This is a genomic window from Pseudonocardia yunnanensis, from assembly GCF_039534065.1.
Taxonomy (GTDB): domain Bacteria; phylum Actinomycetota; class Actinomycetes; order Mycobacteriales; family Pseudonocardiaceae; genus Pseudonocardia; species Pseudonocardia yunnanensis.
The window spans coordinates 199,529-223,893 of record NZ_BAAAUS010000004.1 but is presented as its reverse complement, the minus strand read 5'-3'; the positions used below and the strand labels follow the sequence as shown (position 1 = coordinate 223,893).

Genomic DNA, 24,365 nt, shown 5'->3' with positions numbered 1-24,365 from the left:
CTTCGGCGTGGTGGGCGACCTGTTCAAGGTCGCCCCCCAACTGACCGACGAGGTCACCAAGCGCAAGGGCTGAGCACTCGGTCGGCCGACATCACGCCCCTGCCCCGGACGGTGACTTCCGTCCGGGGCAGGTCTGTGAGGACGCTGTGCTGTTCACCCGGTTGCCATCGGCGGTCGATGCCCGCGGCGGTCGGCGTTAGCCCACGACCCGTACCAACTCCCGCGTGACCTCATCGCAGGTTCTGGCCCGGACTCCACAGGCCGCCAGTTCACGCTACTCGCTGCTGATCACCACCGACCCGGACGAGGTGCGCGAAGCCCAACGGCTCCGGCACCGCGTCTTCGCGGACGAGCTCGGCGCCGTGCTCCACACCCCGGAGCCCGGGCTCGACGTCGACCGCTTCGACGAGTTCTGCGACCACCTCGTCGTACGCGACGACATCACCGGCGAGATCGTCGGGACCTACCGGATGCTGCCGCCGGAGCGGGCAGCCGCGGCCGGCGGCCTCTACATGGAGTCCGAGTTCCGGATCGACGCGCTGGCGCCGCTGCGGTCGTCGCTCGTGGAGACAGGGCGTTCTTGCGTGCACCCCGACCACCGCGACGGAGCCGTCGTCGGACTCGTCTGGGCCGGCATCGCCCGGTACATGCTGCTCACCGGCCACCGCTGGCTGGGCGGTTGCGCGAGCGTCCCGCTGGGCGACGGTGGCGGGATCGCCGCGAGCGTCCGGGACCGGGTGCGCGCCCGCCACCTCTCCCCGCAGCCCTACAGCGTCCAGCCGCTCAACCCGTGGGACCCGGACGGGGTCGTCCAGTCGCAGCGGGCGCCGATGCCCCCGCTGCTGCGCGGCTACCTGCGTCTCGGCGCGTGGGTGTGCGGTGAGCCGGCGCACGACCCGGACTTCGACTGCGCCGACTTCATGGTGCTGCTCGGCATGGACCACGTGGACGACCGGTACCTGCGCTTCTTCCTAGGGGACGGCGCGGAGTGACCGGTTCGATCACGGCGTCGGCGACGACGCCATCGACGGCTTCATCGTCGACTTCGTTGCTGTCTCCATTGACGACGACGGCGGCGTCCGGGCCGCCGCACCCGGTGCATACGGCGAGCTGGGCGCCGTCGTCGCCGTGCGAGCCCGGTTGCTTGCAGGACGACGGGGTGGCCGTGTCGCGCCTATGGGTGATCGTGCGGCTGCTCCGGCTGGTGGCCGTGCTCTGCGTGGCGGTGCTGGTCGGCGCTGTGCTGGCCGTGCCGGTGCTCGGCGGACCGGCACGGGCCCGGTGGCTGAGCGCGTGCTGCCGGGCGGCGCTGCGCGCAGTGGGGGTGCGGCTGCGGGTCAACGGCGGGCCCTACAGCGACGGCGCCGGCGTGCTCGTCGTCGCCAACCACATGTCGTGGATCGATGTGCTCGCCATGGCCGCGGTGCAGCCCGTGCGGATGCTCGCCAAGCACGAGGTGCGGGACTGGCCGGTGATCGGTGCTCTGGCTGCGCGCACCGGAGCCCTCTTCGTCGACCGCGCGGGGCTGCGCGCGCTGCCCGCCACGGTCGCCGCCACGGCGCAGGCGCTGCGCTCCGGCTCCGTCGTCGGCGTGTTCCCCGAAGGCACGACCTGGTGCGGACAGGCGGCCGGGCCGTTCCGGCGGGCTGCGTTCCAGGCGGCCATCGACGCAGGGGCCCAGGTCCGGCCGGTGGCGTTCGAGCTGCGCCGCCCGGACGGGACTCCGGACCGCTCGTCGGCGTTCGTCGGCGACCAGACGCTGTGGGACTCGCTGTACCGGGTGCTGCGGCTGCCTGCGCTGATCTGCGAGCTGACGGTGCTTCCGGCGATCCCGGCAGGGTCCGCGGCCGACCGACGGGAGCTCGCCCGAATGGCGGCCGACGCCGTCGCGGGGATCACCGGAGTGCCGCACACGGCGCAGTGGGAGCAACCGCTCGGCGGTGCCGCGGAGTCGGCGCGTGTCGAGGCCGCATAGCCCGAGGCCGCAGGCCGCGCGCGGCGACTACCCTGACGTGCGATCACCGAACGGGACGGGTCGCCGACCTGAAATGGCAGCGTAGAGCTCTGTGACACCACCACCGATCTACCTCGACCACGCCGCCACCACGCCGATGCTGGATGAGGCAGTGGTGGCGATGACGGATGCGTTGCGTCGCACCGGCAACGCCTCGTCCCTGCATACCGCAGGGCGGCGGGCCCGGCGCGACGTCGAGGAGGCGCGCGAACGGATCGGGGCCGCGGTGGGTGCCCGGCCCTCGGAGGTCGTGTTCACCACCGGTGGCACGGAGAGCGACAACATGGCGGTGAAGGGCCTCTACTGGTCGCGCCGCGCCGCCGACCCACAGCGCGTGCGGGTGCTCGTCTCCTCGATCGAGCATCACGCCGTGCTCGACTCGGCGCAGTGGCTCGCCGAGCACGAGGACGCCGAGGTGGAGCTGCTCGAGGTCGACGAGATCGGCCGCGTCCGTCCCGAGACGTTGCGCGCCGCTCTCGCCCACGAGCCCGAGCGGGTCGCGCTGGTCTCGGTCATGTGGGCCAACAACGAGGTCGGCACGGTCAACCCGATCCGCGAGCTCGCCGCCATCGCCCACGACTTCGGCATCCCCATGCACACCGACGCCGTGCAGGCCGTCGGCGTGCTTCCGGTGGACTTCGGCGCGTCCGGAGTGGATGCACTCAGCCTCACCGGGCACAAGCTGGGCGGCCCCATCGGGGCGGGCGTGCTGCTGCTCGGGCGTGAGGTGGCGCTCACCCCGATCCTGCACGGTGGTGGCCAGGAGCGCGACGTGCGGTCCGGCACCCTGGACACCCCCGCCGTGGTGGGCCTGGCCACGGCGGTCGAGCTGGCGGCCGGCGCGTCCGGTCGCCGGGCGGCCACCCTGGCCGGGCTGCGCGACGACCTCGTCGGCAAGATCCTCGCCACCGTCCCCGACGCCACCCTGAACGGCGACCCGGGCACCGGCGTGGTCGAGGGCGGCCCGTCGCGGCTGCCCGGCAACGCGCACCTGTCCTTCCCCGGGTGCGAGGGCGACAGCCTGCTCATGCTGCTCGACGCCCAGGGCATCGAGTGCTCCACCGGGTCGGCATGCACAGCAGGGGTGACGCAGCCCAGCCACGTGCTTCTCGCCATGGGTGCCGACGAGGCCGTTGCCCGCAGCTCGCTGCGGTTCTCCCTCGGGCACACCTCCACCCCGTCCGACGTCGACGCTGTGGTCGCCGTGATCGGTGCCGTGGTCGAGCGGGCGCGACGCGCCGGGCAGCCGGCGGCCGGTATCCGATGAGGGTGCTGGCGGCGATGAGCGGCGGCGTCGACTCCGCCGTGGCGGCGGCGCGCGCCGTCGACGCCGGGCACGACGTCGTCGGGGTGCACCTGGCGCTGTCCGAGACCCCGGCCGCACTGCGTGCCGGTTCCCGGGGGTGCTGCTCGCGCGAGGACGCCGCAGACGCCAGGCGAGCCGCGGACGTTCTCGACATCCCGTTCTACGTCTGGGACTTCGCCGCGCGCTTCACCGCCGACGTGGTGGACGACTTCGTCGCCGCCTACGCCGCGGGCCAGACCCCCAACCCGTGCCTGCGCTGCAACGAGAAGATCAAGTTCTCGGCGTTGCTCGACAAGGCGCTGGCGCTCGGCTTCGACGCCGTCTGCACCGGGCACTACGCCCGGCTCACGGCAGGCGAGCTGCGCCGCGCCGTGGACGCCGGTAAGGACCAGTCCTACGTGCTGGCGGTCCTGACCTCCCACCAGCTCGCGCACGCCATGTTCCCGATCGGCGACACCGAGAAGACGGCGGTGCGCGCCGAGGCCGCCGAGCGCGGCCTGCGGGTGGCCGACAAGCCCGACAGCCACGACATCTGCTTCATCCCCTCCGGCGACACCCGTGCGTTCCTCGGCGCCCGCGTCGGCGCCCGGCCGGGCTCCGTGGTCGACCACACCACCGGCGAGGAGCTGGCCCGCCACGACGGCGTGCACGGCTTCACGGTCGGGCAGCGCAAGGGACTCGGCGTCCACGCTCCCGCCGTCGACGGCAGGCCGCGTTACGTGATCGGGATCGAGCCGGCCAGCGGCACCGTCCGTGTGGGGCCGGCCACCGCCCTCGATGTGCACACCATCGACGCGGCGCGTCCGGTGTGGAGCGCCGGGCAGGCGCCTGCTGACCGGTTCCCGTGCGTGGTCCAGGTGCGGGCCCACGGCGGCCTGGCCGAGGCTGTCGCCGTCCCGAGCGCCGACGGGCTGCGGGTCGAGCTCGACGAGCCCCTGCGTGGTGTCGCTCCCGGCCAGGCGGTCGCCCTCTACCGGCCCGACGCCGGTGGCGATGTCGTGCTGGGTAGCGCCACGATCACCAGGGCGCACTGAGGATCACCGGGCCGCCCACCCCGAGTGGCGGTGTCGCCACGGCGGGCCGCCAGGGGACGCTTCGCGCGCACGAGGAGGTGCGCGTGGTGTCCGAGACCACTGGGGCGGCGGCGCGGGACGTGGCGCGCAGCGCTCCCGTGGTCATGCTCGGCCGCGGTGGTCTCGTCGCGTACGGGGCGGTGCACCTGCTGGTCGCCGCACTCGCCGTGCAGGTCGCCCTCGGTGATCGGGAACGCGTCGACAAGAAGGGTGCGCTGCAGACGATCGCCGAGCAGTGGCCAGGGGTGGCGCTGCTGTGGGTGATCACGGTCGGCCTGAGCGCGCTCGTGGTCTGGCAGCTCGCCGAGGCCGTGTGGGGGCACCGCGGGGCACCCGTCGGGAACCGCGTTCTGCGGACCGCGGTCAACCTCGCCGAAGCCGCGCTGTTCGGCGTTCTCGCGTGGTCGGCCGCATCCGTCGCCACGTCCGGAGGCGCGCCGTCGAAGCAGCCGTCGTTCGCCACGGTCGTGTTCGGCCTGCCCGGCGGCCCGTTCCTCGTGGGGCTCGCGGGCGTCGGGCTCGTCGTCGGAGGCGGCTACGCGGTGTACCGCGGAATCACGCATGCGTTCCTGCGTGAGCTCGACCTCGCCGGGGCGGGGCTCAACCGCTCGCAGCTGGTCACCCGGGTCGGTCAGCTCGGCTGGGCCGCGCTCGGAGTGGTCTACGGGATCCCCGGGGTGCTGCTCGTCGTCGCCGCGGTGCGGTTCGATCCGGCGCAGCCGACCGGCCTCGACGCGGGGCTGCAGGCCGTCGCCGGCCAGCCGTACGGGCCGGTGGTGCTCGTGGTGCTGGCTCTCGGGCTGGTCGCGTTCGGCGTCCACTGTTTCTTCGACGCCCGGTACCGGAAGGCATGAGTGCGCACGCCGGGTGGTAGACACCGGCCGTGAGTACCGATGACGCGCTCGAGGCCGCGATCGCCGCAGCCGGCCTGACCGGGGTCCCCCCGGGCGAGACGGCCGCAGGCGGTGCCATCGTGATGCCCGGGCCGGTCGACGAGGCCGAGCCCGCAGCACCGCCTCCGCGCTGGCCCGACGGGGCCGCCACCGGCGTCGGGTCGCAGCCCGGCACCGATCCCCGCGAGGCCGCCGCCACCGTGGTGGGTGAGGTGCCGCTGCTGCCGCACCTGCCCGAGCTGCCGGCCCGCGGTGTGGGCGCGGACATGATCGGGCGCACGGCAGGGATGCTCGTGGACATCGCCGTCGAGGTCGTGCCGACCGGTTACCGGGTGACCGCCCGGCCCGGAAGAGACCACCGTCGGGCCGTCGACCTGATGCGCGTCGATCTCGACGCCTTCGAGGAGGCGTGCGAGCCTGCCCGGCCCGCGTGGGTGAAGGTGCAGGCGGCCGGGCCGTGGACGCTCGCGGCAGGCGTGGAGCTGCATTCGGGCCACCGCGTACTGACCGACCGCGGTGCCGTACGTGAGTTCGCCGAGAGCCTGCTGGTGGGCTTGAGCACCCACGTCGCCGAGGTCGCCGCCCGCACCGGGGCCCAGGTGCTGGTGCAGCTCGACGAGCCGACGCTGCCGGCCGCGCTGGCCGCCTCGCTGCCCACGGCGTCGGGATACGGGACGGTTCGTGCGGTCGGCCGGAACGAGGCGCAGGACACGCTGCGCGACCTCGTCTCCGGGCTGGGCGTGCCGGTGATCGTGCACTGCTGCGCCGACCGGCCGCCGGTGCGGCTGCTCGCGGACATCGGGGCCGCCGGGATCGGGATCGACGCCACGCGCCCGGCGTTCTCCGGGGACACCGCCCTGCCGGCGGCGCTCGACGCACTCGGCGAGGTCTGGGACGCGGGCACCCCGCTCATGCTGGGGCTGGTGCCGGCACTCGACCCCGGACGACCGGTCACAACGAGGGAGCTCGCGCGCCCTGCGTTCGATCTCGCCGACCGGCTCGGCTTCGACCGCTCGCGCCTCGCGACACTCGCCATCCCGACGCCGACGTGCGGTCTCGCCGGCGCGACACCGGCGTGGGGCCGCCGTGCCCTCACCCTCTCCCGTGAGTTGGGTGACGTATTTCTCGATCCACCCGACGTGTCCTCCGCTACCGATCGCACGTAGCGTGCGACCTATGCACGGTGACCGTCTTCTCCTCGGCCCGGGACCTTCCGCGCCGTACCCGGAGGCCGTCGAGGCCTTGAGTCGTCCGGTGTTGGGCCATCTCGACCCCGAGTACCTCGGTGTGGTGCACGAGATCGGCGACCGGCTCCGCGAGGTCTTCCGCACCTCCAACCAGTTGACGCTTCCGGTCAGCGGCACCGGCTCCGCCGGCATGGAGGCCTGCCTGGCGTCGCTGCTGGAGCCGGGCGAGACCGTCATCGTCGGCGTCAACGGCTACTTCGGTGAACGGATCTGCGAGGTCGCCCACCGCGGGGGCGCCCGTGTGGTACGGGTCGAGGCGCCGTGGGGCAGCGCGCTCGACCCCGCTGACGTTCTCGCTGCGCAGCGGGCGCATCCGCAGGCCGCGTTGGTCGCTGTGGTCGCGGCGGAGACGTCCACCGGTGTGCGCAACGACATCGCCCCGCTCGGGCCCGAGCTCGCGAAGACCGACACCCTGCTGCTCGTCGACGCTGTCACCGCGCTGGGCGGCACCCGCCTCGAGATCGACGAATGGCAGATCGACGCCTGCTACTCGGCCTCGCAGAAGTGCCTCGGCGCGCCGCCCGGGCTCGCTCCGGTGACGCTCGGCCCGCGTGCCGTCGCGAAGATGCGGGCGCGCACCACGCCGATCCACTCCTTCTACCTCGACCTCGGCCTGCTCAACGAGTACTTCCTGGCCACGCCCCCGCGCTACCACCACACCGCGTCCTCCACGCTCGCGTACTCGCTGCACGCGGGGCTGGGGCGGCTGCTGGAGGAGGGCGTCGAAGCGGTCTGGGAGCGGCACGCACGAGTCGGCGCGCTGCTGCAGTCGGCGCTGCCGGAGCTGGGTTTCACGGTGGTCGCCCCCGACGGCGCCCGGCTGCCGCAGCTCACCACCGCGGTCCTTCCCGATGATCTCGACGACGGGCAGGCGCGCACGCGGCTGCTCGCCGAGTACGGGATCGAGGTCGGGGGTGGCCTCGGCGCGTTCGCCGGGCGGGCGTGGCGGATCGGGCTGATGGGACACGCTGCCACGGAGCGTTCCGTCGTGACGTTGCTCGGCGCGGTACGGGAGCTCCTGAAGGCCTGACCTTCTGACCTGGGGCGTCGCCGGCTGAGACTGTCGGTCGGTCTCGGTAGCCTCACGGCGTGAGCCCAGAACCCGCCGCCCCTTCGGCCCCAGCCGCGGAGGTCCGCGAGCGTCACTCTCGGCTGGCGACCGAGATAGCCGACCACCAGTTCCGCTACTACGTGCTCGACGCGCCCGTGGTCTCCGACGGGCAGTTCGACGCGCTGTGGCGTGAGCTGGTGGAGCTGGAGGAGCAGCACCCCGAGCTGGCCACTCCCGAGTCGCCCACGCAGAAGGTGGTCGGGCGGTTCTCCACCGACTTCACGGCCCACAACCATCTCGAGCGCATGCTCAGCCTGGACAACGCGTTCAGCCCCGACGAGCTGCGCAGCTGGGCCGAGCGGGTCGCGCGTGACGTCGGCGCGGAGCAGCTCCACTACCTCTGCGAGCTCAAGATCGACGGGCTGGCCGTCAACCTGCTCTACGAGAACGGCCGGCTCACCAGGGCGCTCACCCGCGGCGACGGCCGCACCGGTGAGGACATCACGCTCAACATGCGCACGCTCGAGGAGGTGCCCGACCGGCTCACGGGCACCCCGGAGTTCCCCGTGCCCGCGGTGGTGGAGGTGCGCGGCGAGGTCTACTTCCGGCTGGAGGACTTCCAGGCGCTCAACGCGACGCTGGTGGAGGCGGGCAAGCCGCCGTTCGCCAACCCGCGCAACACCGCGGCCGGGTCGTTGCGGCAGAAGGACCCGAAGGTCACGGCATCGCGCCATCTGCGCCTGATCTGCCACGGCTTCGGCAAGCGCGAGGGCTTCGCACTCGAGCGCCAGTCGCAGGGCTACGACGCGCTGCGAGCCTGGGGGTTGCCCGTCTCGGAGCGCACCGTGGTGCTCGACAACGTCGGCGACGTCGTCGCCCACGTCGAGTACTGGGGCGAACACCGCCACGACATCGAGCACGAGATCGACGGCGTGGTCGTCAAGGTCGACGAGGTGGCGCTGCAGCGGCGGCTCGGATCCACCTCACGGGCACCCCGCTGGGCCATCGCGTTCAAGTACCCGCCCGAGGAGGCCACCACCAAGCTCCTCGACATCCAGGTCAACGTGGGGCGCACCGGCCGGGTCACGCCGTTCGCGCAGATGGAGCCTGTGGTGATCGCCGGGTCCACGGTCTCGCTGGCCACGCTCCACAACGCCGATGAGGTGCGGCGCAAGGGCGTTCTGATCGGCGACCGCGTCGTCATCCGCAAGGCGGGCGACGTCATCCCCGAGGTGCTCGGCCCGGTCGTCGATCTGCGCGACGGCTCGGAGCGAGAGTTCGTCATGCCCACCCACTGCCCGGAGTGCGGCACGCGTCTGGTGCGGCAGAAAGCGGGCGACGTCGACCAGCGCTGTCCCAACGCCCGTTCGTGCCCTGCGCAGCTGCGTGAGCGGCTGTTCCACGTGGCCGGGCGAGGTGCGTTCGACATCGAGGGGCTGGGCTACGAGGCCGCCACCGCACTGCTCGCCTCCGGTGTGGTGCAGGACGAGGGCGACGTCTTCACGCTCACGGAGCAGGATCTTCTACGCGTCGACCTGTTCCGCACCAAGGCGGGGGAGTTGTCGGCCAACGGCCACAAGCTGCTGGCCAACCTGGAGGCGGCGAAGGACCGGCCGTTGTGGCGTGTGCTGGTCGGGCTCTCGATCCGCCACGTCGGGCCCACCGCGGCGCAGGCGCTGGCCCGGGAGTTCGCGTCGATGCACGCGATCGAGGCCGCGGCGGAGGCCGCAGCCCGCGACACCGCTGCTGCCGGAGTCGCGATCACGTCCGACGGTTCGCTCGACGACTCCGACGACGCGGCTGATGCGGTTGCGCTCGCAGCACCGGACGTCGACGGGGCGGTCGACAGCGCAGCCGTCGATGGTGCGGTCATTGAGGGGGCAGCGGCCACCGACGGCGAGGCCGTCGAGGACGCTGCCGACAGCGCGGCGGGAGATGGTGCCGCCAGTGCCGCGAAGCCGGCCAGTGCAGGGGCAACCGGGGAGGACGTGCCGGAGCTCTCCGCCGAGGAGCAGGCTGCGGCTGCGCAGCGCGCGGCACGCGTGGCGGCACGGGCGCAGGCGAAGGCCCTCACGGCGGCGTTGGCGCCGATCGCCGGAGTGGAAGGGGTCGGCCCCACCATCGCCGCGGCGGTGCGCGACTGGTTCACCGTCGACTGGCATCGGGAGGTCGTCGAGAAGTGGCGGGCGGCGGGCGTCCGGATGGTCGACGAGGTCGACGCGTCGGTGCCGCGCACGCTCGAGGGGCTCTCCATCGTCGTCACCGGCTCGATGGAGGGTTACTCGCGCGACGAGGCCAAGGAGGCGATCACCGCCCGCGGCGGACGCGCGGCGGGCTCGGTCTCGAAGAAGACCGCGTTCGTGGTGGCCGGCGACGCGCCTGGCTCCAAGTACGACAAGGCGTTGGAGATCGGAGTGCCGGTGCTCGACGAGGCCGGCTTCCGGGTGCTTCTGGAACGGGGTCCCGACGCTGCGAGGCAGATGGCGACAGTAGAGTCATAAGCCCCCGATCGTGTCAGGCGTGAGTCCGTATGATCGATGTGCCGAGAGCCTCCGATGGGGCTTGTCGGCTCATTGGGGTTCGCTGGGTGGTCCGTGTGGGGGTGTTTGCGTGCTGCAGGCGGTTCTGAACGGATCGCGACCGGCGGATGCGCATCCCGCGCTGCCGGTGCTCGCCCGGCACCTCGCGCGCGACGCCCGTGACGTGGCGCAGTTGGGCATCTCATCGGTGCACGTGCACCCACGCGGGCCCGACCAGCAGGAGACGCTCGACCCCATCTACGTCGGCGACACGGTCGCTGCCATCCGGGCTCAGGTGCCCGGCATGGAGATCGGCGTCACCACCGGCCGCTGGATCCAGCCCGACCCCGTCAAGCGCATCGAGGCAGTGCTCGCGTGGGGCCATCTCGGGGTCGGCAAGCCGGACGTCTGCTCGGTGAACGTGCACGAGAAGGGCTGGGTCGACGTCTGCGCCGCGGCGGCGTCGGTGGGGATCGGCGTCGAGCTCGGGGTGTGGACCAGCGGCGACGCCGTCACCTTGCGCACCACCGGGGTGCCCCGCGGCACCACCCGCGTGCTGGCCGAGTCCACCGTCTCCGACCCCGAGACGGCAGTGGCCGAGGCGGTACGCATCCTGCGTGCTCTCGGCACGCTCCCGGTTCCGATCCTCCTCCACGGCGAGGAGGACGGCGCATGGCCGGTTCTGGAGTACGCGATGCGTATGGGCATCGACACCCGCATCGGGTTCGAAGACGTTCTCGTCACGCCCAGGGGATGGCTCGCCACGGGCAACGACCATCTCGCCGAGCTGGCGTTGGAGATCCGCGTCTGATCCACGGATTTGGCTCCTGCAACAGAAGGGGCCGCCGGGACGTGGTCCGCGACGTGGCCGGGTGTGTGAACCCGGCAATAGCGTCGGATGTATGGGGGTTCTGGGGTTATTCGGACGGCGGGCGCGGGTGGCAGCGTCCTGGTTCACGCAGCCACTGCTACCCGATGATCTGCTCGGCACGCTGAACCCGCTGTGGTCACGCCGCGAGCCGCACGCCCGCGTCGTCGGACTGCGCCGGGAGACCGCCGACACCACCACTCTGCTGCTGCGTTCCGGCCCGGGCCGTCCGGAGCACCGGCCGGGCCAGTTCGTCGGGGTCGGCACCCGGCTCGACGGGGTCTGGCACTGGCGGACCTACTCGGTGACGTCCTGCCCGGGCGACCCACTGCTCGCCGTCACCGTCACGGCCATTCCGGGCGGCACCGTCTCCAACGCGCTGGCGCACAGCACACCGATCGGCACTTTGCTGCGGATCGGGCCGCCGGCAGGCGAGTTCGTGCTGCCGGAGCCGGTGCCAGAGAAACTCCTGTTCCTCACCGCGGGCAGCGGGATCACGCCCGTCATGGGCATGCTCCGCCATTTGGCTACGGACCGGCCCGGGACGCTCAGCGGGGCGGTGCTCGTGCACTGCGACCGCACTCCGTCCGACCTCGTCTTCGGACCGGAGCTGCGGATACTCGCCGCGCGTACCGGGCTCACACTCGTGGAGCGCCACACCGCCGTGGAAGGCCGGCTCACCCCGGAGAACCTCACCGACACGGTTCCCGACTGGGCGGCCCGCCAGACCTGGGCGTGCGGGCCTGCCGGCCTGCTCGACGCTCTCACCGCGCACTGGGCCAGGGTCGGTGACCCGGACGCACTGCACGTCGAGCTGTTCACACCGCCGGCGGTCGTCGCCACCGACGCCACGGGCGGGCGCGTGTCCTTCACCGCCAGCGGGATCGAGGCCGACGCCGGCCCCGGCACGCCACTGATGGTGGCCGGCGAGGCGGCCGGCGCGCTGCTGCCCAACGGATGCCGCATGGGCATCTGCCACACGTGCGTCGGCCGGCTGCGCTCCGGCGCGGTCCGCGACCTGCGGACCGGCGACCTGCACGACACCCCCGGCGAACCCGTACGCACCTGTGTCTCCGGTGCCGCGGGCGACGTCGAGATCGAGCTCTAGGAGGCATCTCCATGGCTACACAGACCTTCACCCCGTCCACCGTCCCCAGCGCTGCCGCGCACCTCACCGACGAGCAGGTCGAGGCACTCGGAGCCGAGCTGGACGCGATCCGCGCCGAGGTGGTCGGGTCGCTCGGCGAGGCCGACGCCCGCTACATCCACCGGGTCATCGCCGTGCAGCGAGGACTCGAGGTGGGCGGCCGCGCCGCGCTGATCTTCTCCCTGTTCCCGCCCGCCTGGGTGGCCGGTACGGCGGCGCTGTCCGTGGCCAAGATCCTCGACAACATGGAGATCGGCCACAACGTCCTGCACGGCCAGTGGGACTGGATGCGTGACCCGAAGATCCACTCCACGACGTGGGAGTGGGACCACGCGTCGCCCGCAGCGTCGTGGAAGAAGTCGCACAACTACGAGCACCACACGTTCACCAACGTCCGCGGCAAGGACCGCGACCTGGGCTACTCGATCATGCGGGTCACGCCCGAGCAGGAGTGGAAGCCCACCGACGTCTTCCAGCCGCTCGTGAACCTCGGCCTCTCGATGATCTTCGAGTGGGGCATCGCGATCTACGACATCGAGCTCGAGAAGGTCAAGGACGGCACCAAGCCGTGGCCTCAGGCCAAGGCTGAGTTGATGGGCCTCTGGCGCAAGGCGCGGCGCCAGCTCGCGAAGGACTACGTGCTGTTCCCGCTGCTGTCGGGCCCCGGCTTCGTGAGCACGGTGGCCGCGAACGCCACCGCCAACGTCGCACGCAACATGTGGGCGCACGCCGTGATCTTCTGCGGCCACTTCCCCGACGGCGTGGAGACGTTCGACGAGGAGCGGCTCGAGGGCGAGACGAAGGGACAGTGGTACGTCCGGCAGATGTTGGGTTCGGCGAACCTGTCGGGCGGCAAGCTCTTCCACCTGATGACCGGCAACCTGAGCCACCAGATCGAGCACCACCTCTTCCCCGACGTGCCCAGCAACCGCTACGCGGAGATCGCGCCGCGGGTGCAGGAGATCTGCAAGCGCTACGGCCTGCCGTACACCACCGGGTCGCTGCCGCGGCAGTACGGCAAGGTGCTGCGCAAGATCGCGCGCCTGGCCTTCCCCGGCGGAGGCAAGTCCCCGGCCACCACCCCACCCACCCAGCTGCCCACCCCCGCCCGCCGCCCCCTGGCAGCCCCGGCCCGCCTGGCCTCCTGACCCACCTCCCGCACGAACGGCACGGTCGTCCAATAGGTCGGGGCGACCGGCCCGCTCGTACTGGGGGCACCGTCAGGCGGCGAGACCAAGATCGCCGCGAGATTCGCCGATCCGCCCTCGCCAGGACGTAACGGCGGATCTCGGAACGATCATCGAGCCAAGATCGCCGCGAGATCCGGTTCTGCGCCCTCGCGAGGGCGGAAACCCAGATCTCGGAACACGGGCGCCCGCGCCCGGACTCGCCCAGCTACGGGCGGGCGCGTCGGCGGGCGGCTGCGGGAGCTGAGCGAACGGCACTCTCGTGCGTTAGGTCCGGGCGGCCGGGCCGCTCGTGCGGGCGGAACGTCCGGCCGGCCGCCTCCCTATCGAGCGAGCGGCACGGTCGTCCAGTAGGTCTGGGCGGGCGGCCCGCTCGTACTGGTGGGGCACAGTCACGCGGCGGGCCAAGATCGCCGCGAGATCCGCCGATCCGCTCTTGCCAGGACGTACAAGCGGATCTCGGAACGATCATCGATCCAAGATCGCCGCGAGATCCGGTTCTGCGCCCTCGCAGGGGCGGAAACCCAGATCTCGGAACGATCAACGCGCAATATCTCGGAGTGCGGGGCTCGTGCCCGAACCCGCGCCATCGACGGCCACCCGCCCACCGGTTTCGAGCGAGCGGCACTCTCGTTCAATAGGTCGGGCTGAGCGGGCCGCTCGTGCGGGTGGGCGGTGCCGGCGCTGGGCAGCCGGGTTCCGGTCCCGCTCGGACGGCCCGCTCATGTCAGTGGAACACCTGTCCCGGATCCCGCCCGCCGGATTGAGCGAGCGGCACTTTCGTCCAGTAGGTCGGGGTGAACGGGCCGCTCGTGCGGGTGGGGGGTGCCTGTGGCTGGGTAGCCGGGTGCCGGTCTCGCCCGGACGGCCCGCTCATGTCAGCGCGGAACGCCTACCCCGGAACCTGCCCGCCGGATCGAGCGAGCGGCGCCCTCGTCCAATGGGTCTGGGCGGACGGGCTGGTCGTGCGGTTGGTGTTCGCGGCGGTATCGGCGGATGCCGCCGCCTCCCGCGCATCGGATCGAGCGAGCGGCACTCTCGTCCAATAGGGCTGGGCGGACGGGCCGGTCGTGCGGTTGGAGCTTGCGCCGGTGCCCGCGGATGCTGCGGCTGGGCGCCGACTGGAGTTGAGCGAGCGGCGCGCTCGTCCCATAGGTCTGGGCGGAAGGCCCGTTCGTACCGGTGGGACGGCCGGCGCGCCCGTCAGGGTTCCGGGGGGTGGTCGGTTCCGGTGCAGCTGTCCACCGACATTCGCAGGGCCACCGCCAGTTCCAGCCGCGCTGCCGGGTCGTCCAGTGCACCGCCGAAGGCGTCGCGGAGTCCGGCCAGGCGGTAGCGCACGGTTTGGGGGTGCACGTGCAGGGCGGCGGCGGTGGCGGTGATGTCGCCGTGTGCGTCGAGCCAGGCCCGCAGTGTCTCCTCGCCGCGGGCGGCTGCGCCGGCCGGCAGGGTGCGCAGCGGTGCTACGGCGCGTTCGTACAGGTCGGCGGCCAGCTGGGGTTCGGCCGCGAGGAGCAGCGCGAGCAGGTGCTCGTCGGCCCGGGCCAGTGTCTCGTCGGAACCGGGGTGAAGCAGGCCCGCGACGTGCAGTGGCCACGCCGCCTGCGCCCTGGCGATGGAGCGGTGCGCCTGTGCCGGCTCGACCACTGGCCCGAGCACCGCCCGCCGTGCGCCCAACCCGGCTCGCAGCCGGTCGAGCCAGCCGGTGCCATCCGGTGTGGGCTCGCCGCGTGTCCCGGTCGGGCCCGCAGGTCCGTTCCGGGTGGCGCCGACGCTGACGATCGCGACGCCGACCGGATCGAGGTCGGCCCCGATCGCCCCGGGTAGCCGGCCCGCCACCGCGACGGCGTCTTCGACCACGAGCGCGGCGAGTCGTCCCGGCAGTACCCAGCCGGCCGCCGCGGCGACCCGTTCGACCTCGGCCGGGGCCGCCGGTGGCTGCCGGGCGAGCAGCTCCACCAGCGCGTGCCGACGGGCCTGCATCGAGCTCGCGCGGCTGGACTCCTCGTAGGCCCAGCCCGCCACCGAGGCGGCCGAGATCTGTTCGACGTAGCTGAACAGCGCCTCGGCCAGGCTGAAGATCACCTCGGGTGGTAGCTGCCGTGCGGTGGTGCTGCCGCCGAGCCGGCGCCACATCGTGCGGGTGCCGACCTGGTAGGCCGACTGCAACGCCGCCAGCGTGCGGCCCTCGCGGTGTTCGAGCTGGCCGAGCGCCCGGTAGACGACGGCGTCGCCGAGGGGCTCGTCGCGGCCGAGCAGGTCGATGAACTGGCCGAGCGCGACCGAGACGCCCTCGGTGATCCGCATGCCGAACCGGCCCGTCAACGGGCGCGCGTAGTCGGGCACCTCGGCACGCACTGCTGCGATGACCTCGTCGGTCGCGCCGGCGAGCTCCGGCCGCAGCGCCGCGCCCACCCAACCGGGCACGCGGGACCAGGGCCGGTCCACGGTCAGCCCTCCATCACTGGCTGCCGAGCACCGTGGTGACGATCCCCGCGAGGTGCGTGAGCCGGGCCAGCTCCGACGGCCGGAAGGCCGGACCGCCAGGCCTGCCGACGACGAGTGCCCGCGCGTCGGGCCCGAACGGCGCTGCTCCGAGCTCCGTGTCGAGGGCGCGCCACGGATCCGGCACCCAGTGCACCGTGGGGTCGACGACGATCGCGCGTTTCAGCGGGAGCCAGGGCAGGTCGCCCGCGCGGGTCTCCGGCGCCGCTGCGCTCTCGGCCAGCCGGTAGGAACGCGTGCCGTCGCGCTCGGCGACGAGCGCCCAGCCGGCCCGGAAGATCCGCGGCACACCGTCGGCGAGGAGTTGCAGGCCGCGTGCCGGGTCGCTGGTGATCTCCTCGATCAGCTCGAGCTCGCGGTGGGTGTCGAGCTTTCCCGAGTGCGGCCGCACCGACTCCACCTCCACGCCCGGAATCGACTCGGCCGCAGTGATCAACACGTCGGGTGGCCGCCCTGACGGCAACTCGACGGCGAGGTCATCGACTGCGTGCCCCCTGCTCCGCTCGACCACGTCGACGCTGAGGATGTCTGCGCCTGCGTTGCCCAGTGCCGTGGCGAGGGCTCCGAGACTGCCCGGCTTGTCCGGCAGCACCACCCGGAGCAGGAACGACACACTTCACGTCCTCTCGCGAAAAGCTTCCAGCCGCGAGGGACCGGCGCCACTCGGGCGGGCCGACGCGGCACTCCGGGCGAGATTGTGTCAGGGTGCGCCCCCTCCGGCGCAACATCTGGCGAAGGCATCTGAATCAGCGCAGATCCGGCAGCGGATCCGGACGGAGGCCTGGTTGCCGGACGACTAGACTCGACGTAGTCGACATCTGCGCCGGTGCCGCTGCGCTTGCCCGGCGCGCGGGGAGCAGGCGCAGTGCACGCCGACACAACCCCGCATCCTGCGCAGCACCGAACCGCCCTGGAGGGACATGTCCGCCGATCCCGTGACCTCGGGTGGCGACACCGGGATCACCCGGGACGAGGTCGCGCACCTCGCCCGACTGTCCCGGCTCGCCGTCACCGACGCGGAGCTCGACGTCTTCGCCGGTCAGCTCGAGGTGATCATCGCCGCGGTCAGCCGCGTGGGCGAGGTCGCCGCCGACGACATCCCGCCCACGTCGCACGCGGTGCCGCTGCAGAACGTGTTCCGGCCCGACGAGCTGCGTCCCGGCCTCACACAGGAGCAGGCGCTCGCCTGTGCCCCCGCTGCCGAGGACGGGCGCTTCCGGGTGCCCCAGATCCTGGGGGAGGAGGCATGAGCGAGGAGCTGACCCGCTTCACCGCCGCCGAGCTGGCCGAGAAGATCCACTCGCGTGAGGTGTCGGCTGTCGAGGTCGCGCAGGCCCACCTCGACCGGATCGCAGCCGTCGACGACGAGGTGCACGCGTTCCTGCACGTCGCCACCGACGCAGCGTTGGCCTCGGCCGCGATGGTCGACGAGAGCCTGGACGCCGGCACGGCGCCGGCTTCGCCACTGGCCGGTGTGCCGCTGGCCCTCAAGGACGTCTTCACGACGCTCGACATGCCCACCACCGCCGGGTCGAAGATCCTCGAGGGGTGGCGCCCGCCCTACGACGCCACGGTGGCGTCGCGGTTGCGTGCCGCGGGGATCACGATCCTGGGCAAGACCAACATGGACGAGTTCGCGATGGGCTCGTCCACCGAGTACTCGGCCTACGGGCCCACTCGCAACCCGTGGGACACCACCCGCGTGCCGGGCGGCTCCGGTGGCGGCTCGGCGGCGTCGCTCGCCGCGTTCGAGGCGCCGCTCGCGATCGGCACCGACACCGGCGGCTCGATCCGCCAGCCTGCCGCTTTCACCGGCACCGTGGGCGTCAAGCCGACCTACGGCGGCGTGTCCCGCTACGGGCTCATCGCCTGCGCGTCCTCGCTCGACCAGGGCGGGCCCTGCGCGCGCACCGTGCTCGACGCGGCGCTGCTGCACGAGGTGATCGGGGGCCACGACCCGCTCGACTCCACCTCGATCGACGAGCCGCTCCCTGCTGTCGTCGAGGCCGCGCGGCGCGGCGCCGACGGCGACCTCTCCGGGTTGCGCATCGGCGTGGTGCGCGAGATGGGCGGCGAGGGCTATCAGCCCGGCGTCCGTGCCTCGTTCGACGAGGCGCTGCGGCAGCTGGAGAAGCTCGGCGCCGAGCTCGTCGAGGTCTCCTGCCCCCACTTCGAGTACGGGCTCGCGGCGTACTACCTGATCCTGCCGAGCGAGGTCTCCTCGAACCTCGCCCGCTTCGACGCCATGCGCTACGGCCTTCGCGTCGACACGGGCGCGTCGGCGGAGGAGGTCATGGCGGCCACCCGGGAGGCCGGGTTCGGGCCCGAGACCAAGCGGCGCATCATTCTCGGCACCTACGCGCTCTCGTCGGGCTACTACGACGCCTACTACGGGCAGGCGCAGAAGGTGCGCACGCTCATCGCCCGCGACTTCGCCGCGGCGTTCACCCAGGCGGACGTGCTGGTCTCGCCGACGACGCCCACCACGGCGTTCCCGATCGGCGACAAGGTCGACGACCCGCTCGCCATGTACCTGAACGACCTGGCGACGATCCCGACCAACCTGGCAGGCACGGCCGCGTTGTCGGTGCCGTCCGGGCTCGTCGACGGGCTGCCCGTCGGCCTTCAGGTGATGGCCCCCGCCCTCGGCGAGGCCGTCATGTACCGGGTGGGAGCGGCGTACGAGGCCGCTCGCAACGCCGAGGACGGCGGCCCACTGATCAACCGCGTCCCTTCGATTCCGGGAGGTGCGGAATGAGCGCCCCTACGCTGGTCGACTTCGACGAGGTCGTGGAGCGGTTCGAGCCGACGCTCGGGCTCGAGGTGCACGTCGAGCTCAACACGAACACGAAGATGTTCTGCGGCTGCCCCACCACGTTCGGCGCCGAGCCGAACACACAGGTCTGCCCCACATGCCTGGGCCTGCCGGGAGCACTGCCGGTGGTGAACCGCGCGGCCGTGGAGTCGGCGATCCGGATCGGCCTGGCGCTGAACTGCGAGATCGCGCCGTGGGGCCGCTTCGCGCGGAAGAACTACTTCTACCCCGACATGCCGAAGAACTTCCAGACCTCCCAGTACGACGAGCCGATCGCCGTCAACGGGTACCTGGACGTGCCCCTCGACGACGGCACCACCATCCGCGTCGAGATCGAGCGCGCCCACATGGAGGAGGACACCGGCAAGTCCCTGCACGTCGGGGGCGCCACCGGGCGGATCCACGGTGCGGAGTACTCGCTGCTGGACTACAACCGCGCAGGCGTCCCGTTGATCGAGATCGTCACGAAGATGATCCCCGACACCGGTGCGCGGGCGCCGGAGGTGGCACGGGCGTACGTCACGGCGCTGCGCGACCTGCTGAGGGCACTCGAGGTCTCCGACGTGCGGATGGACCAGGGCTCGATGCGCTGCGACGTGAACCTGTCGCTGTCCCCGCGAGGTTCCGGCGTGCTCGGCACACGCACCGAGACCAAGAACGTCAACTCGCTGCGGTCGGTGGAGCGTGCCGTCCGGTACGAGATGACGCGGCAGGCGGGCGTGCTGCTCGCGGGCGAGCCGATCGTGCAGGAGACCCGCCACTTCGAGGAGGCCGGCGGCACCACACGGCCCGGCCGCCGCAAGGAGACCGCCGAGGACTACCGGTACTTCCCGGAGCCCGACCTGGTGCCGATCGCCCCTCCCGCCGAGTGGGTCGACGAGCTGCGAGGCACGCTGCCCGAGCGGCCGTGGGAGCGTCGCCGCCGGCTCCAGGCCGAGTGGTCGCTCACCGGCGAGGAGTTGCGCGACCTGGTCAACGCCGGGGCACTCGACCTCATCGAGGCCACGGTCGCGGCCGGCGCTCCTGCGGGTGAGGCCCGCTCCTGGTGGGTGGCGTACCTCGCCCAGCAGGCGAACGCGCGTGGCGTCGAACTGGCGGGGCTGCCGATCACGCCCGAGCAGGTGGCGCGGGTGATCGAGCTCGTCGCGTCGGGGTCGCTGAACAACAAGCTCGCCCGTCAGGTCGTCGACGGCGTGCTGGCCGGAGAGGGTTCACCCGACGACGTCGTCGCCGCGCGTGGGCTCGCCGTCGTCTCCGACGAGGGCGCACTGTTGGCGGCGGTCGACGAGGCACTGGCCGCGCAACCGGACGTCGCGGAGAAGATCCGCGGCGGCAAGGTGCAGGCCGCCGGTGCGATCGTCGGTGCCGTCATGAAGGCCACGAAGGGCCAGGCCGACGCCAAGCGGGTGCGGGATCTCATCATCGAGCGCGTCGGCGCGTAGCAGGGTTCCGCGTGGTGGGCCGGGTCGCTCGGTGCGGCTCGGCCCCAACGGCCGACGGCCGCGTAGAGGTGGCTGGCTGCCGTCAGGACAAGATGCAACGAAAGACCTCCTGGCATGTGAAGTGCTGGATCTGATCGTGCACCGCAGCGGTTCTCGACCACCCGAAATCGGCACCCCCTGAACTCGTACGTTGTAGTGGTGACTGCGCCTGAGGAACTGCCCATCTCCGACGCCCGCGACCACTTCGCCGACGTCCTTGGGCGGGCGACGTACGCCGGGCAGATCACCTACATCACGAAGCGTGGACAGCGCGTCGGTGCGGTCGTCCCCGTCGAGGTCGCCGAAGCCGCGGAAGCCGCCGAAGACGCACACCTGTCGAGGCTCGCACGGGAAGCGGAGGAGGAATTGGACGCCGGTGCCTCGACCCGGCCGCTGCTCGACGTCGCCGACGAGCTGGACGTCGTTCCCTCGCCGGTCCTCAGGCAGCGGAGCGGGAGGGGCGCAAGGCCGCTTGGTCGTCGGGGGCGCAACAGCCGGTCGATCGGGTCGACCACAGCCGATGACGCCAAGCCGCGCGAGCGTCAGTGAACGAGGACGACGACCTACGCCGGTACGAGGTCGAGCTGACCCGGCGGCTGAACGCACACTGCACAAGCTCGACAAGCCCATCGCCCGCCGACTCGTGGTGGCGATGTACAACCTCGCCCTCGACCCGAGGCCCTCCGGGGTCAAGGCTCTCGCCGGTCATCCTGGGGCGCTGCGGCTCCGTGTGGCGACTACCGCGTGGTCTACCGGGTCGAGGACAAGCGGCTCCTGGTCCTGGTGCTCGACGTCGGACACCGCCGCGAGATCTATCGGGCCTGGTGACCCGCGGCACGCCCTCCTGGTCGGTGGGGTGGGTCAGGACGCGGCCGTCGTCGCTTGGGCGCGCCATCCGCCGTGGTCCGAGATGTCCCTGGCCTGGTCGGTGGCATCACGGCACGCTCACCTCGGCCGCCGCGACGAGAACGATCTTCCCGGGCGGGAGACGGAGCGGTAGGACTTCCGGAATGGAGTTCGACGAGATCGTCCGCAGGCGGCGCATGATCCGTAACTACGATCCTGAGCGGTCCGTGCCGTCTCCGATCCGGGACCGCATCCTGGCCAACGCCCTGCACGCTCCCTCCGGCGGCTTCAGCCAGGGCTGGGCGTTCCTCGTACTCGAGAGTCCGCAGGACCGGGAGCGGTTCTGGGCGGCCTCGGCCGAGGAGGAGCCCGACGGGAGCTACGACTGGGTCCTCGCCGGCCTGCAGCGGGCGCCGTTGCTGGTGATCCCGTTCGCGCACAAGGCCGCCTACCTCGAGCGCTACGCCGAGCCGGACAAGGGCTGGACCGACCAGGACGAGGCCCGCTGGCCCATGCCCTACTGGTACATCGACACGGGGATGGCGTCGCTGCTGATGCTGCAGACCGTGGTGGACGAGGGGCTGGGGGCGTGCTTCTTCGGGCTCCCACCGTCGCGGGTGTCGCCCGTCCGGGCCGAGTTCGGGGTCCCGGACGCGTACGAGCCGATCGGTGTGCTCTCGATCGGCTACCCGGCCCCCGACACACCGTCTCCCTCCTTGAAACGGGGACGGCGCGGCGTCGCCGAGGTCGTCCACCACGGCCGGTGGGGGCAGCACCAGCCCTGACCGCCCCGCCGCGACCGCGCCCGGGATCGCAGCGTCATGGCGGCCCCGATCATCGACGTCCGCTCGTCGATATGAATGCGGGAATTCGCATATCCGGATTCCTGATCTGGGCGGATGTGATTCCTTCCACGTCATTGGACCGGCTTGCCCGCCGCACGCGTCTGCCTTGGTGGGAGTGCGCAACGCCTGCGCATGACGGGGGGCGACCAGTGCCGGGGGGAACGATGGAGCAACAGCGCCACATCGCGTGGCAGCGAGCCAGATGCCGCTACGGGGCGGTGCGCCTACTGGGCGAACGGACCCTGCCCCACAGACTTCAGTTCCGCGGCACGACGGTCGGCGGGTTCTCCGGCGTCGACTACGACCCTCGCACCGGTCGGTACCTGCTCGTCAGCGACGACCGCTCCGCCGTCGACCCTGCCCGCTTCTACACAGCAGAGATCGAACTGGACGCCGGTGGGCTGCACGACGTCATGCTGACCGGGGTCACCTTCTTCCGGCGGCCCGACGGAAAGGCATATCCCTCGCTCGACGAATGGGCCACGGAGCAGTTCGACTTCGGACCGGGCGACCGGAATGTGTTCGGCACCGTGGACCCCGAGGAGATCCGTGTGGATCCGCGGACGGGCCGAATGCTGTGGAGCCACGAGGGAATCCTCGCCGAGTCGAGCGCGGGGCAGCGCATCCTCGTCGATCCCGCGCTGCGGATCTCGACCCGCGACGGCCGTTTCCTGCGTGACCTGCCGATTCCGCGCAACGAGCTGTACTCGGGAGGGCTCGGGCCGAGGCAGGACCACGCCATCGAGAGCCTCACGTTCGCCCGCAACGGCGACCTCGTCGTCTCCGTCCTGGAGGACCCTCTCCTGGCGGACGGGCCCGAGCCGACGATGGGTGCGGGCGGCGTCACGAGGATCACGGTGCAATCGGTGGAGGGGGCGGTCCTCGCTCAGTATGCCTACGAGCTCGACCCCCTTCCCGAGGGGCCTGCGGACGGCAACTCCGGCGTGGCGTCCATCCTCGCCTGCGAACCGGCGACCTCCACCCGGTTCCTCCTCCTGGAGCGGGCCTTCGTGGCCGGCTCCGGCAACCGGATCCGCGTCTACGTGGCCGACATCTCGCGCGCCACCGACGTGCGCGCTCTGCCGTCGCTGGTCGGAGCCTCGATCGAACCGGCACGCAAGACATTGCTGGTCGATCTCGCCGACGTCGGGCTGGAGGGGATCGAGAACATCGAAGGCATGACGTGGGGACCGGACGTGTGCACCGGCGAGCGAACCCTGGTCCTGGTCAGCGACGACAACTTCGCAGCGACTCAACGCACGCAGGTCGTTGCGCTCGCCATGGCCCGCACGGGGGGACGCATCCGGCCGATCTGACGGCGGCGACCTCAGGTGCGGCTCTCCCCGCCTCCCGCCGGCGGCTGGATCCGGATCACCCGGTCGTCGCTGGGAACAGGCTTGCCGCCCGCCTTGTTGACGGTGCCCAGCCAGAGCAGCCCGTCCGGGGCGAAGGCCGCCGCCGAGAGCCGGCCGTAGGTGTTGGTGAGCATCTTCTCCGGCGTCCCCGTGAACATGGCGTTGTCGCCGGGGTGCAGCACGAAGAGCGAGGCGGCACCGGTGAGCGCGATGGCGACCAGCCCCGGCTGGGCCACGCAGCCGGCCACACCGGGCCGGTCGGGCCAGGTCCAGGCGGGCGCGGGGAGCGGCCCGGGCACGACGAGGTGCAACACGTCCTGCGTGCCGGTGCGGTCGGTCACCCAGACCATCGTCGTCACCGGGTCGATGCAGATCCCGCCCGGCGCCCGCAGCCCGGAACTGAGCACGAGCGAGGCGGGGTCCGGGTTGCCCGGGGCGGGACGGCCCAGCGTGTCGATGCGCAGCAGCTTGCCCGCGAGCGAACCGGGGGCCGCCGGGTCGCCGCCTGCGTCACCCGTGGCCACCAGCAGCGACCCGTCGACGTCCACGCCGAGGGCTCCGCTGTTGTTCCGGGGGCCGCGGGGGATGCCGGTGAGCACAGGTTTGGGAGCCTCGCCCGGCGCGATCCGCACCACACGGTTGTCCTCGCGGGTGGTGGCGTAGGCGTAGACGAGCTGGTCCTCGGCGTAGGACGGGGAGAGCACCAGCCCGGTGAGGCCGCCGCCACCGCTCGGGTCCACCGGCACCGTGGTGACCAGAACCGGGTCCGCCCCGCGTTGCACTCGCAGCACCCGACCGGTCGCGCGCTCGGCCACGAGTGCCGAACGGCCGTCGGGAAGGACCGCGATGGCGCCCACCGGCTCCAGACAGGTCGCCACGACCTGCGGGTCGGGGTCGACGCACCCGGTGGCCTGCTGGGGCGCGCCGGGCTGCCCGGCGTCGCCTCCGGGAGGCGGGGACTGCGGCGGGGTGGGTTCCGGAATGACGGGTGGGCCTCCGAGCTCTCCCGCACCCTCCACCTGCTCCCGCCACTCCCGCGGGCCCTGGTCGGGGAACGTCGCGCAGCCGGCCAGCAGCAGGCCGAGCAACGCCGTGGCCGCCGCGCGCCGAACCCGTCCTCCCACGGACCCAGGCTATGCGGCACGGAGTGAGCGGCCCGTGAACGGTTCGTCGTGCTGGACCCCCCACACCCGCAGGCCGACCCGAGCCACGT

The 24,365-nt window shown here is 72.2% G+C and carries 20 protein-coding genes and 1 pseudogene; 18 read left to right on the top strand and 3 right to left on the bottom strand.

Annotated elements, in window-relative coordinates; all coding sequences use genetic code 11:
* The first annotated feature begins 224 nt into the window (after positions 1-224).
* From ABD743_RS05695 to ABD743_RS05645, 11 genes are all read left to right on the top strand, one after another.
* Complete coding sequence (locus ABD743_RS05695; protein ID WP_344719530.1) at positions 225-992, top strand: GNAT family N-acetyltransferase; 768 nt, start codon at positions 225-227, stop codon at positions 990-992.
* 167 nt (positions 993-1,159) lie between these two features.
* A complete protein-coding gene (locus ABD743_RS05690) occupies positions 1,160-1,975 on the top strand; it encodes a lysophospholipid acyltransferase family protein (RefSeq protein WP_344719528.1) in 816 nt (271 codons plus the stop codon).
* 91 nt (positions 1,976-2,066) lie between these two features.
* On the top strand, positions 2,067-3,281 hold the full coding sequence (locus ABD743_RS05685; protein WP_344719527.1) for a cysteine desulfurase family protein: 1,215 nt from the start codon (positions 2,067-2,069) through the stop codon (positions 3,279-3,281).
* Positions 3,278-4,354 (top strand): tRNA 2-thiouridine(34) synthase MnmA, encoded by a 1,077-nt coding sequence (gene mnmA, locus ABD743_RS05680; RefSeq protein WP_344719525.1) that lies wholly within the window; start codon positions 3,278-3,280, stop codon positions 4,352-4,354. The genes ABD743_RS05685 and mnmA overlap by 4 nt, the downstream gene beginning before the upstream one ends.
* Before the next feature lie 86 nt (positions 4,355-4,440).
* Entirely contained in the window at positions 4,441-5,247 is an 807-nt protein-coding gene (locus ABD743_RS05675; protein ID WP_344719524.1) for a DUF1206 domain-containing protein, read from the top strand.
* Positions 5,248-5,369: 122 nt separating this feature from the next.
* The gene (locus ABD743_RS05670; RefSeq protein WP_344719549.1) at positions 5,370-6,452 is read left to right on the top strand and encodes a uroporphyrinogen decarboxylase/cobalamine-independent methonine synthase family protein; all 1,083 of its coding nucleotides are present in this window, start codon (positions 5,370-5,372) and stop codon (positions 6,450-6,452) included.
* A 10-nt stretch (positions 6,453-6,462) separates the two neighbouring features.
* Positions 6,463-7,563: a pyridoxal-phosphate-dependent aminotransferase family protein gene (locus ABD743_RS05665; RefSeq protein ID WP_344719523.1), complete on the top strand. Its 1,101-nt coding sequence runs from the start codon at positions 6,463-6,465 to the stop codon at positions 7,561-7,563.
* A 59-nt stretch (positions 7,564-7,622) separates the two neighbouring features.
* Positions 7,623-10,085: an NAD-dependent DNA ligase LigA gene (gene ligA / locus ABD743_RS05660; RefSeq protein ID WP_344719522.1), complete on the top strand. Its 2,463-nt coding sequence runs from the start codon at positions 7,623-7,625 to the stop codon at positions 10,083-10,085.
* 109 nt (positions 10,086-10,194) lie between these two features.
* The gene (locus ABD743_RS05655) at positions 10,195-10,914 is read left to right on the top strand and encodes a 3-keto-5-aminohexanoate cleavage protein (protein ID WP_241035966.1); all 720 of its coding nucleotides are present in this window, start codon (positions 10,195-10,197) and stop codon (positions 10,912-10,914) included.
* A 91-nt stretch (positions 10,915-11,005) separates the two neighbouring features.
* Positions 11,006-12,079 carry a ferredoxin reductase gene (locus ABD743_RS05650; RefSeq protein WP_344719521.1) on the top strand — a complete coding sequence of 358 codons (1,074 nt, stop codon included), beginning with the start codon at positions 11,006-11,008 and terminating at the stop codon, positions 12,077-12,079.
* 11 nt (positions 12,080-12,090) lie between these two features.
* The gene (locus tag ABD743_RS05645; RefSeq protein WP_344719520.1) at positions 12,091-13,266 is read left to right on the top strand and encodes a fatty acid desaturase family protein; all 1,176 of its coding nucleotides are present in this window, start codon (positions 12,091-12,093) and stop codon (positions 13,264-13,266) included.
* Positions 13,267-14,508: 1,242 nt separating this feature from the next.
* Here ABD743_RS05645 and ABD743_RS05640 read toward each other — a convergent pair.
* Positions 14,509-15,753, bottom strand: coding sequence for a PucR-like N-terminal domain-containing protein (locus ABD743_RS05640; protein ID WP_344719519.1), 1,245 nt, complete (start codon positions 15,751-15,753; stop codon positions 14,509-14,511).
* Between the two features lie 13 nt (positions 15,754-15,766).
* Positions 15,767-16,423 (bottom strand): ACT domain-containing protein, encoded by a 657-nt coding sequence (locus tag ABD743_RS05635; RefSeq protein WP_344719517.1) that lies wholly within the window; start codon positions 16,421-16,423, stop codon positions 15,767-15,769.
* A gap of 307 nt (positions 16,424-16,730) precedes the next feature.
* Between ABD743_RS05635 and gatC the strand changes: the two genes are divergently transcribed.
* The 7 genes and pseudogenes from gatC (at position 16,731) to ABD743_RS05605 (ending at position 23,113) form a co-directional block, all read left to right on the top strand.
* Positions 16,731-17,060, top strand: coding sequence for an Asp-tRNA(Asn)/Glu-tRNA(Gln) amidotransferase subunit GatC (gatC, locus tag ABD743_RS05630; RefSeq protein ID WP_241035971.1), 330 nt, complete (start codon positions 16,731-16,733; stop codon positions 17,058-17,060).
* Positions 17,057-18,568: an Asp-tRNA(Asn)/Glu-tRNA(Gln) amidotransferase subunit GatA gene (gene gatA / locus ABD743_RS05625; RefSeq protein ID WP_344719516.1), complete on the top strand. Its 1,512-nt coding sequence runs from the start codon at positions 17,057-17,059 to the stop codon at positions 18,566-18,568. The genes gatC and gatA overlap by 4 nt, the downstream gene beginning before the upstream one ends.
* Positions 18,565-20,067 carry an Asp-tRNA(Asn)/Glu-tRNA(Gln) amidotransferase subunit GatB gene (gatB, locus tag ABD743_RS05620; RefSeq protein ID WP_344719515.1) on the top strand — a complete coding sequence of 501 codons (1,503 nt, stop codon included), beginning with the start codon at positions 18,565-18,567 and terminating at the stop codon, positions 20,065-20,067. The genes gatA and gatB overlap by 4 nt, the downstream gene beginning before the upstream one ends.
* Before the next feature lie 198 nt (positions 20,068-20,265).
* A complete protein-coding gene (locus ABD743_RS05615; RefSeq protein WP_344719513.1) occupies positions 20,266-20,655 on the top strand; it encodes a type II toxin-antitoxin system prevent-host-death family antitoxin in 390 nt (129 codons plus the stop codon).
* A gap of 156 nt (positions 20,656-20,811) precedes the next feature.
* Positions 20,812-20,934: pseudogene (locus ABD743_RS44395) on the top strand (type II toxin-antitoxin system RelE family toxin); the annotation flags it as partial.
* 182 nt (positions 20,935-21,116) lie between these two features.
* On the top strand, positions 21,117-21,737 hold the full coding sequence (locus ABD743_RS05610; RefSeq protein WP_344719512.1) for a nitroreductase family protein: 621 nt from the start codon (positions 21,117-21,119) through the stop codon (positions 21,735-21,737).
* Positions 21,738-21,961: 224 nt separating this feature from the next.
* Entirely contained in the window at positions 21,962-23,113 is a 1,152-nt protein-coding gene (locus ABD743_RS05605) for an esterase-like activity of phytase family protein (protein WP_344719510.1), read from the top strand.
* An 11-nt stretch (positions 23,114-23,124) separates the two neighbouring features.
* On the opposite strand, the gene ABD743_RS05600 is transcribed toward ABD743_RS05605, so the two are convergent.
* On the bottom strand, positions 23,125-24,276 hold the full coding sequence (locus ABD743_RS05600) for a PQQ-dependent sugar dehydrogenase (protein WP_344719508.1): 1,152 nt from the start codon (positions 24,274-24,276) through the stop codon (positions 23,125-23,127).
* Positions 24,277-24,365 lie beyond the last annotated feature (89 nt).

Excerpts from the sequence above, each read along its gene's own strand:
- ABD743_RS05670 (WP_344719549.1), top strand. The coding sequence starts at position 5,370 with ATGCCCGGGCCGGTCGACGAGGCCGAGCCCGCAGCACCGCCTCCGCGC.
- ABD743_RS05605 (WP_344719510.1), top strand. The coding sequence starts at position 21,962 with ATGGAGCAACAGCGCCACATCGCGTGGCAGCGAGCCAGATGCCGCTAC.
- ABD743_RS05645 (WP_344719520.1), top strand. The coding sequence starts at position 12,091 with ATGGCTACACAGACCTTCACCCCGTCCACCGTCCCCAGCGCTGCCGCG.
- gatA (WP_344719516.1), top strand. The coding sequence starts at position 17,057 with ATGAGCGAGGAGCTGACCCGCTTCACCGCCGCCGAGCTGGCCGAGAAG.
- gatB (WP_344719515.1), top strand. The coding sequence starts at position 18,565 with ATGAGCGCCCCTACGCTGGTCGACTTCGACGAGGTCGTGGAGCGGTTC.
- gatC (WP_241035971.1), top strand. The coding sequence starts at position 16,731 with ATGTCCGCCGATCCCGTGACCTCGGGTGGCGACACCGGGATCACCCGG.
- mnmA (WP_344719525.1), top strand. The coding sequence starts at position 3,278 with ATGAGGGTGCTGGCGGCGATGAGCGGCGGCGTCGACTCCGCCGTGGCG.
- ABD743_RS05650 (WP_344719521.1), top strand. The coding sequence starts at position 11,006 with ATGGGGGTTCTGGGGTTATTCGGACGGCGGGCGCGGGTGGCAGCGTCC.
- ABD743_RS05610 (WP_344719512.1), top strand. The coding sequence starts at position 21,117 with ATGGAGTTCGACGAGATCGTCCGCAGGCGGCGCATGATCCGTAACTAC.
- ABD743_RS05665 (WP_344719523.1), top strand. The coding sequence starts at position 6,463 with ATGCACGGTGACCGTCTTCTCCTCGGCCCGGGACCTTCCGCGCCGTAC.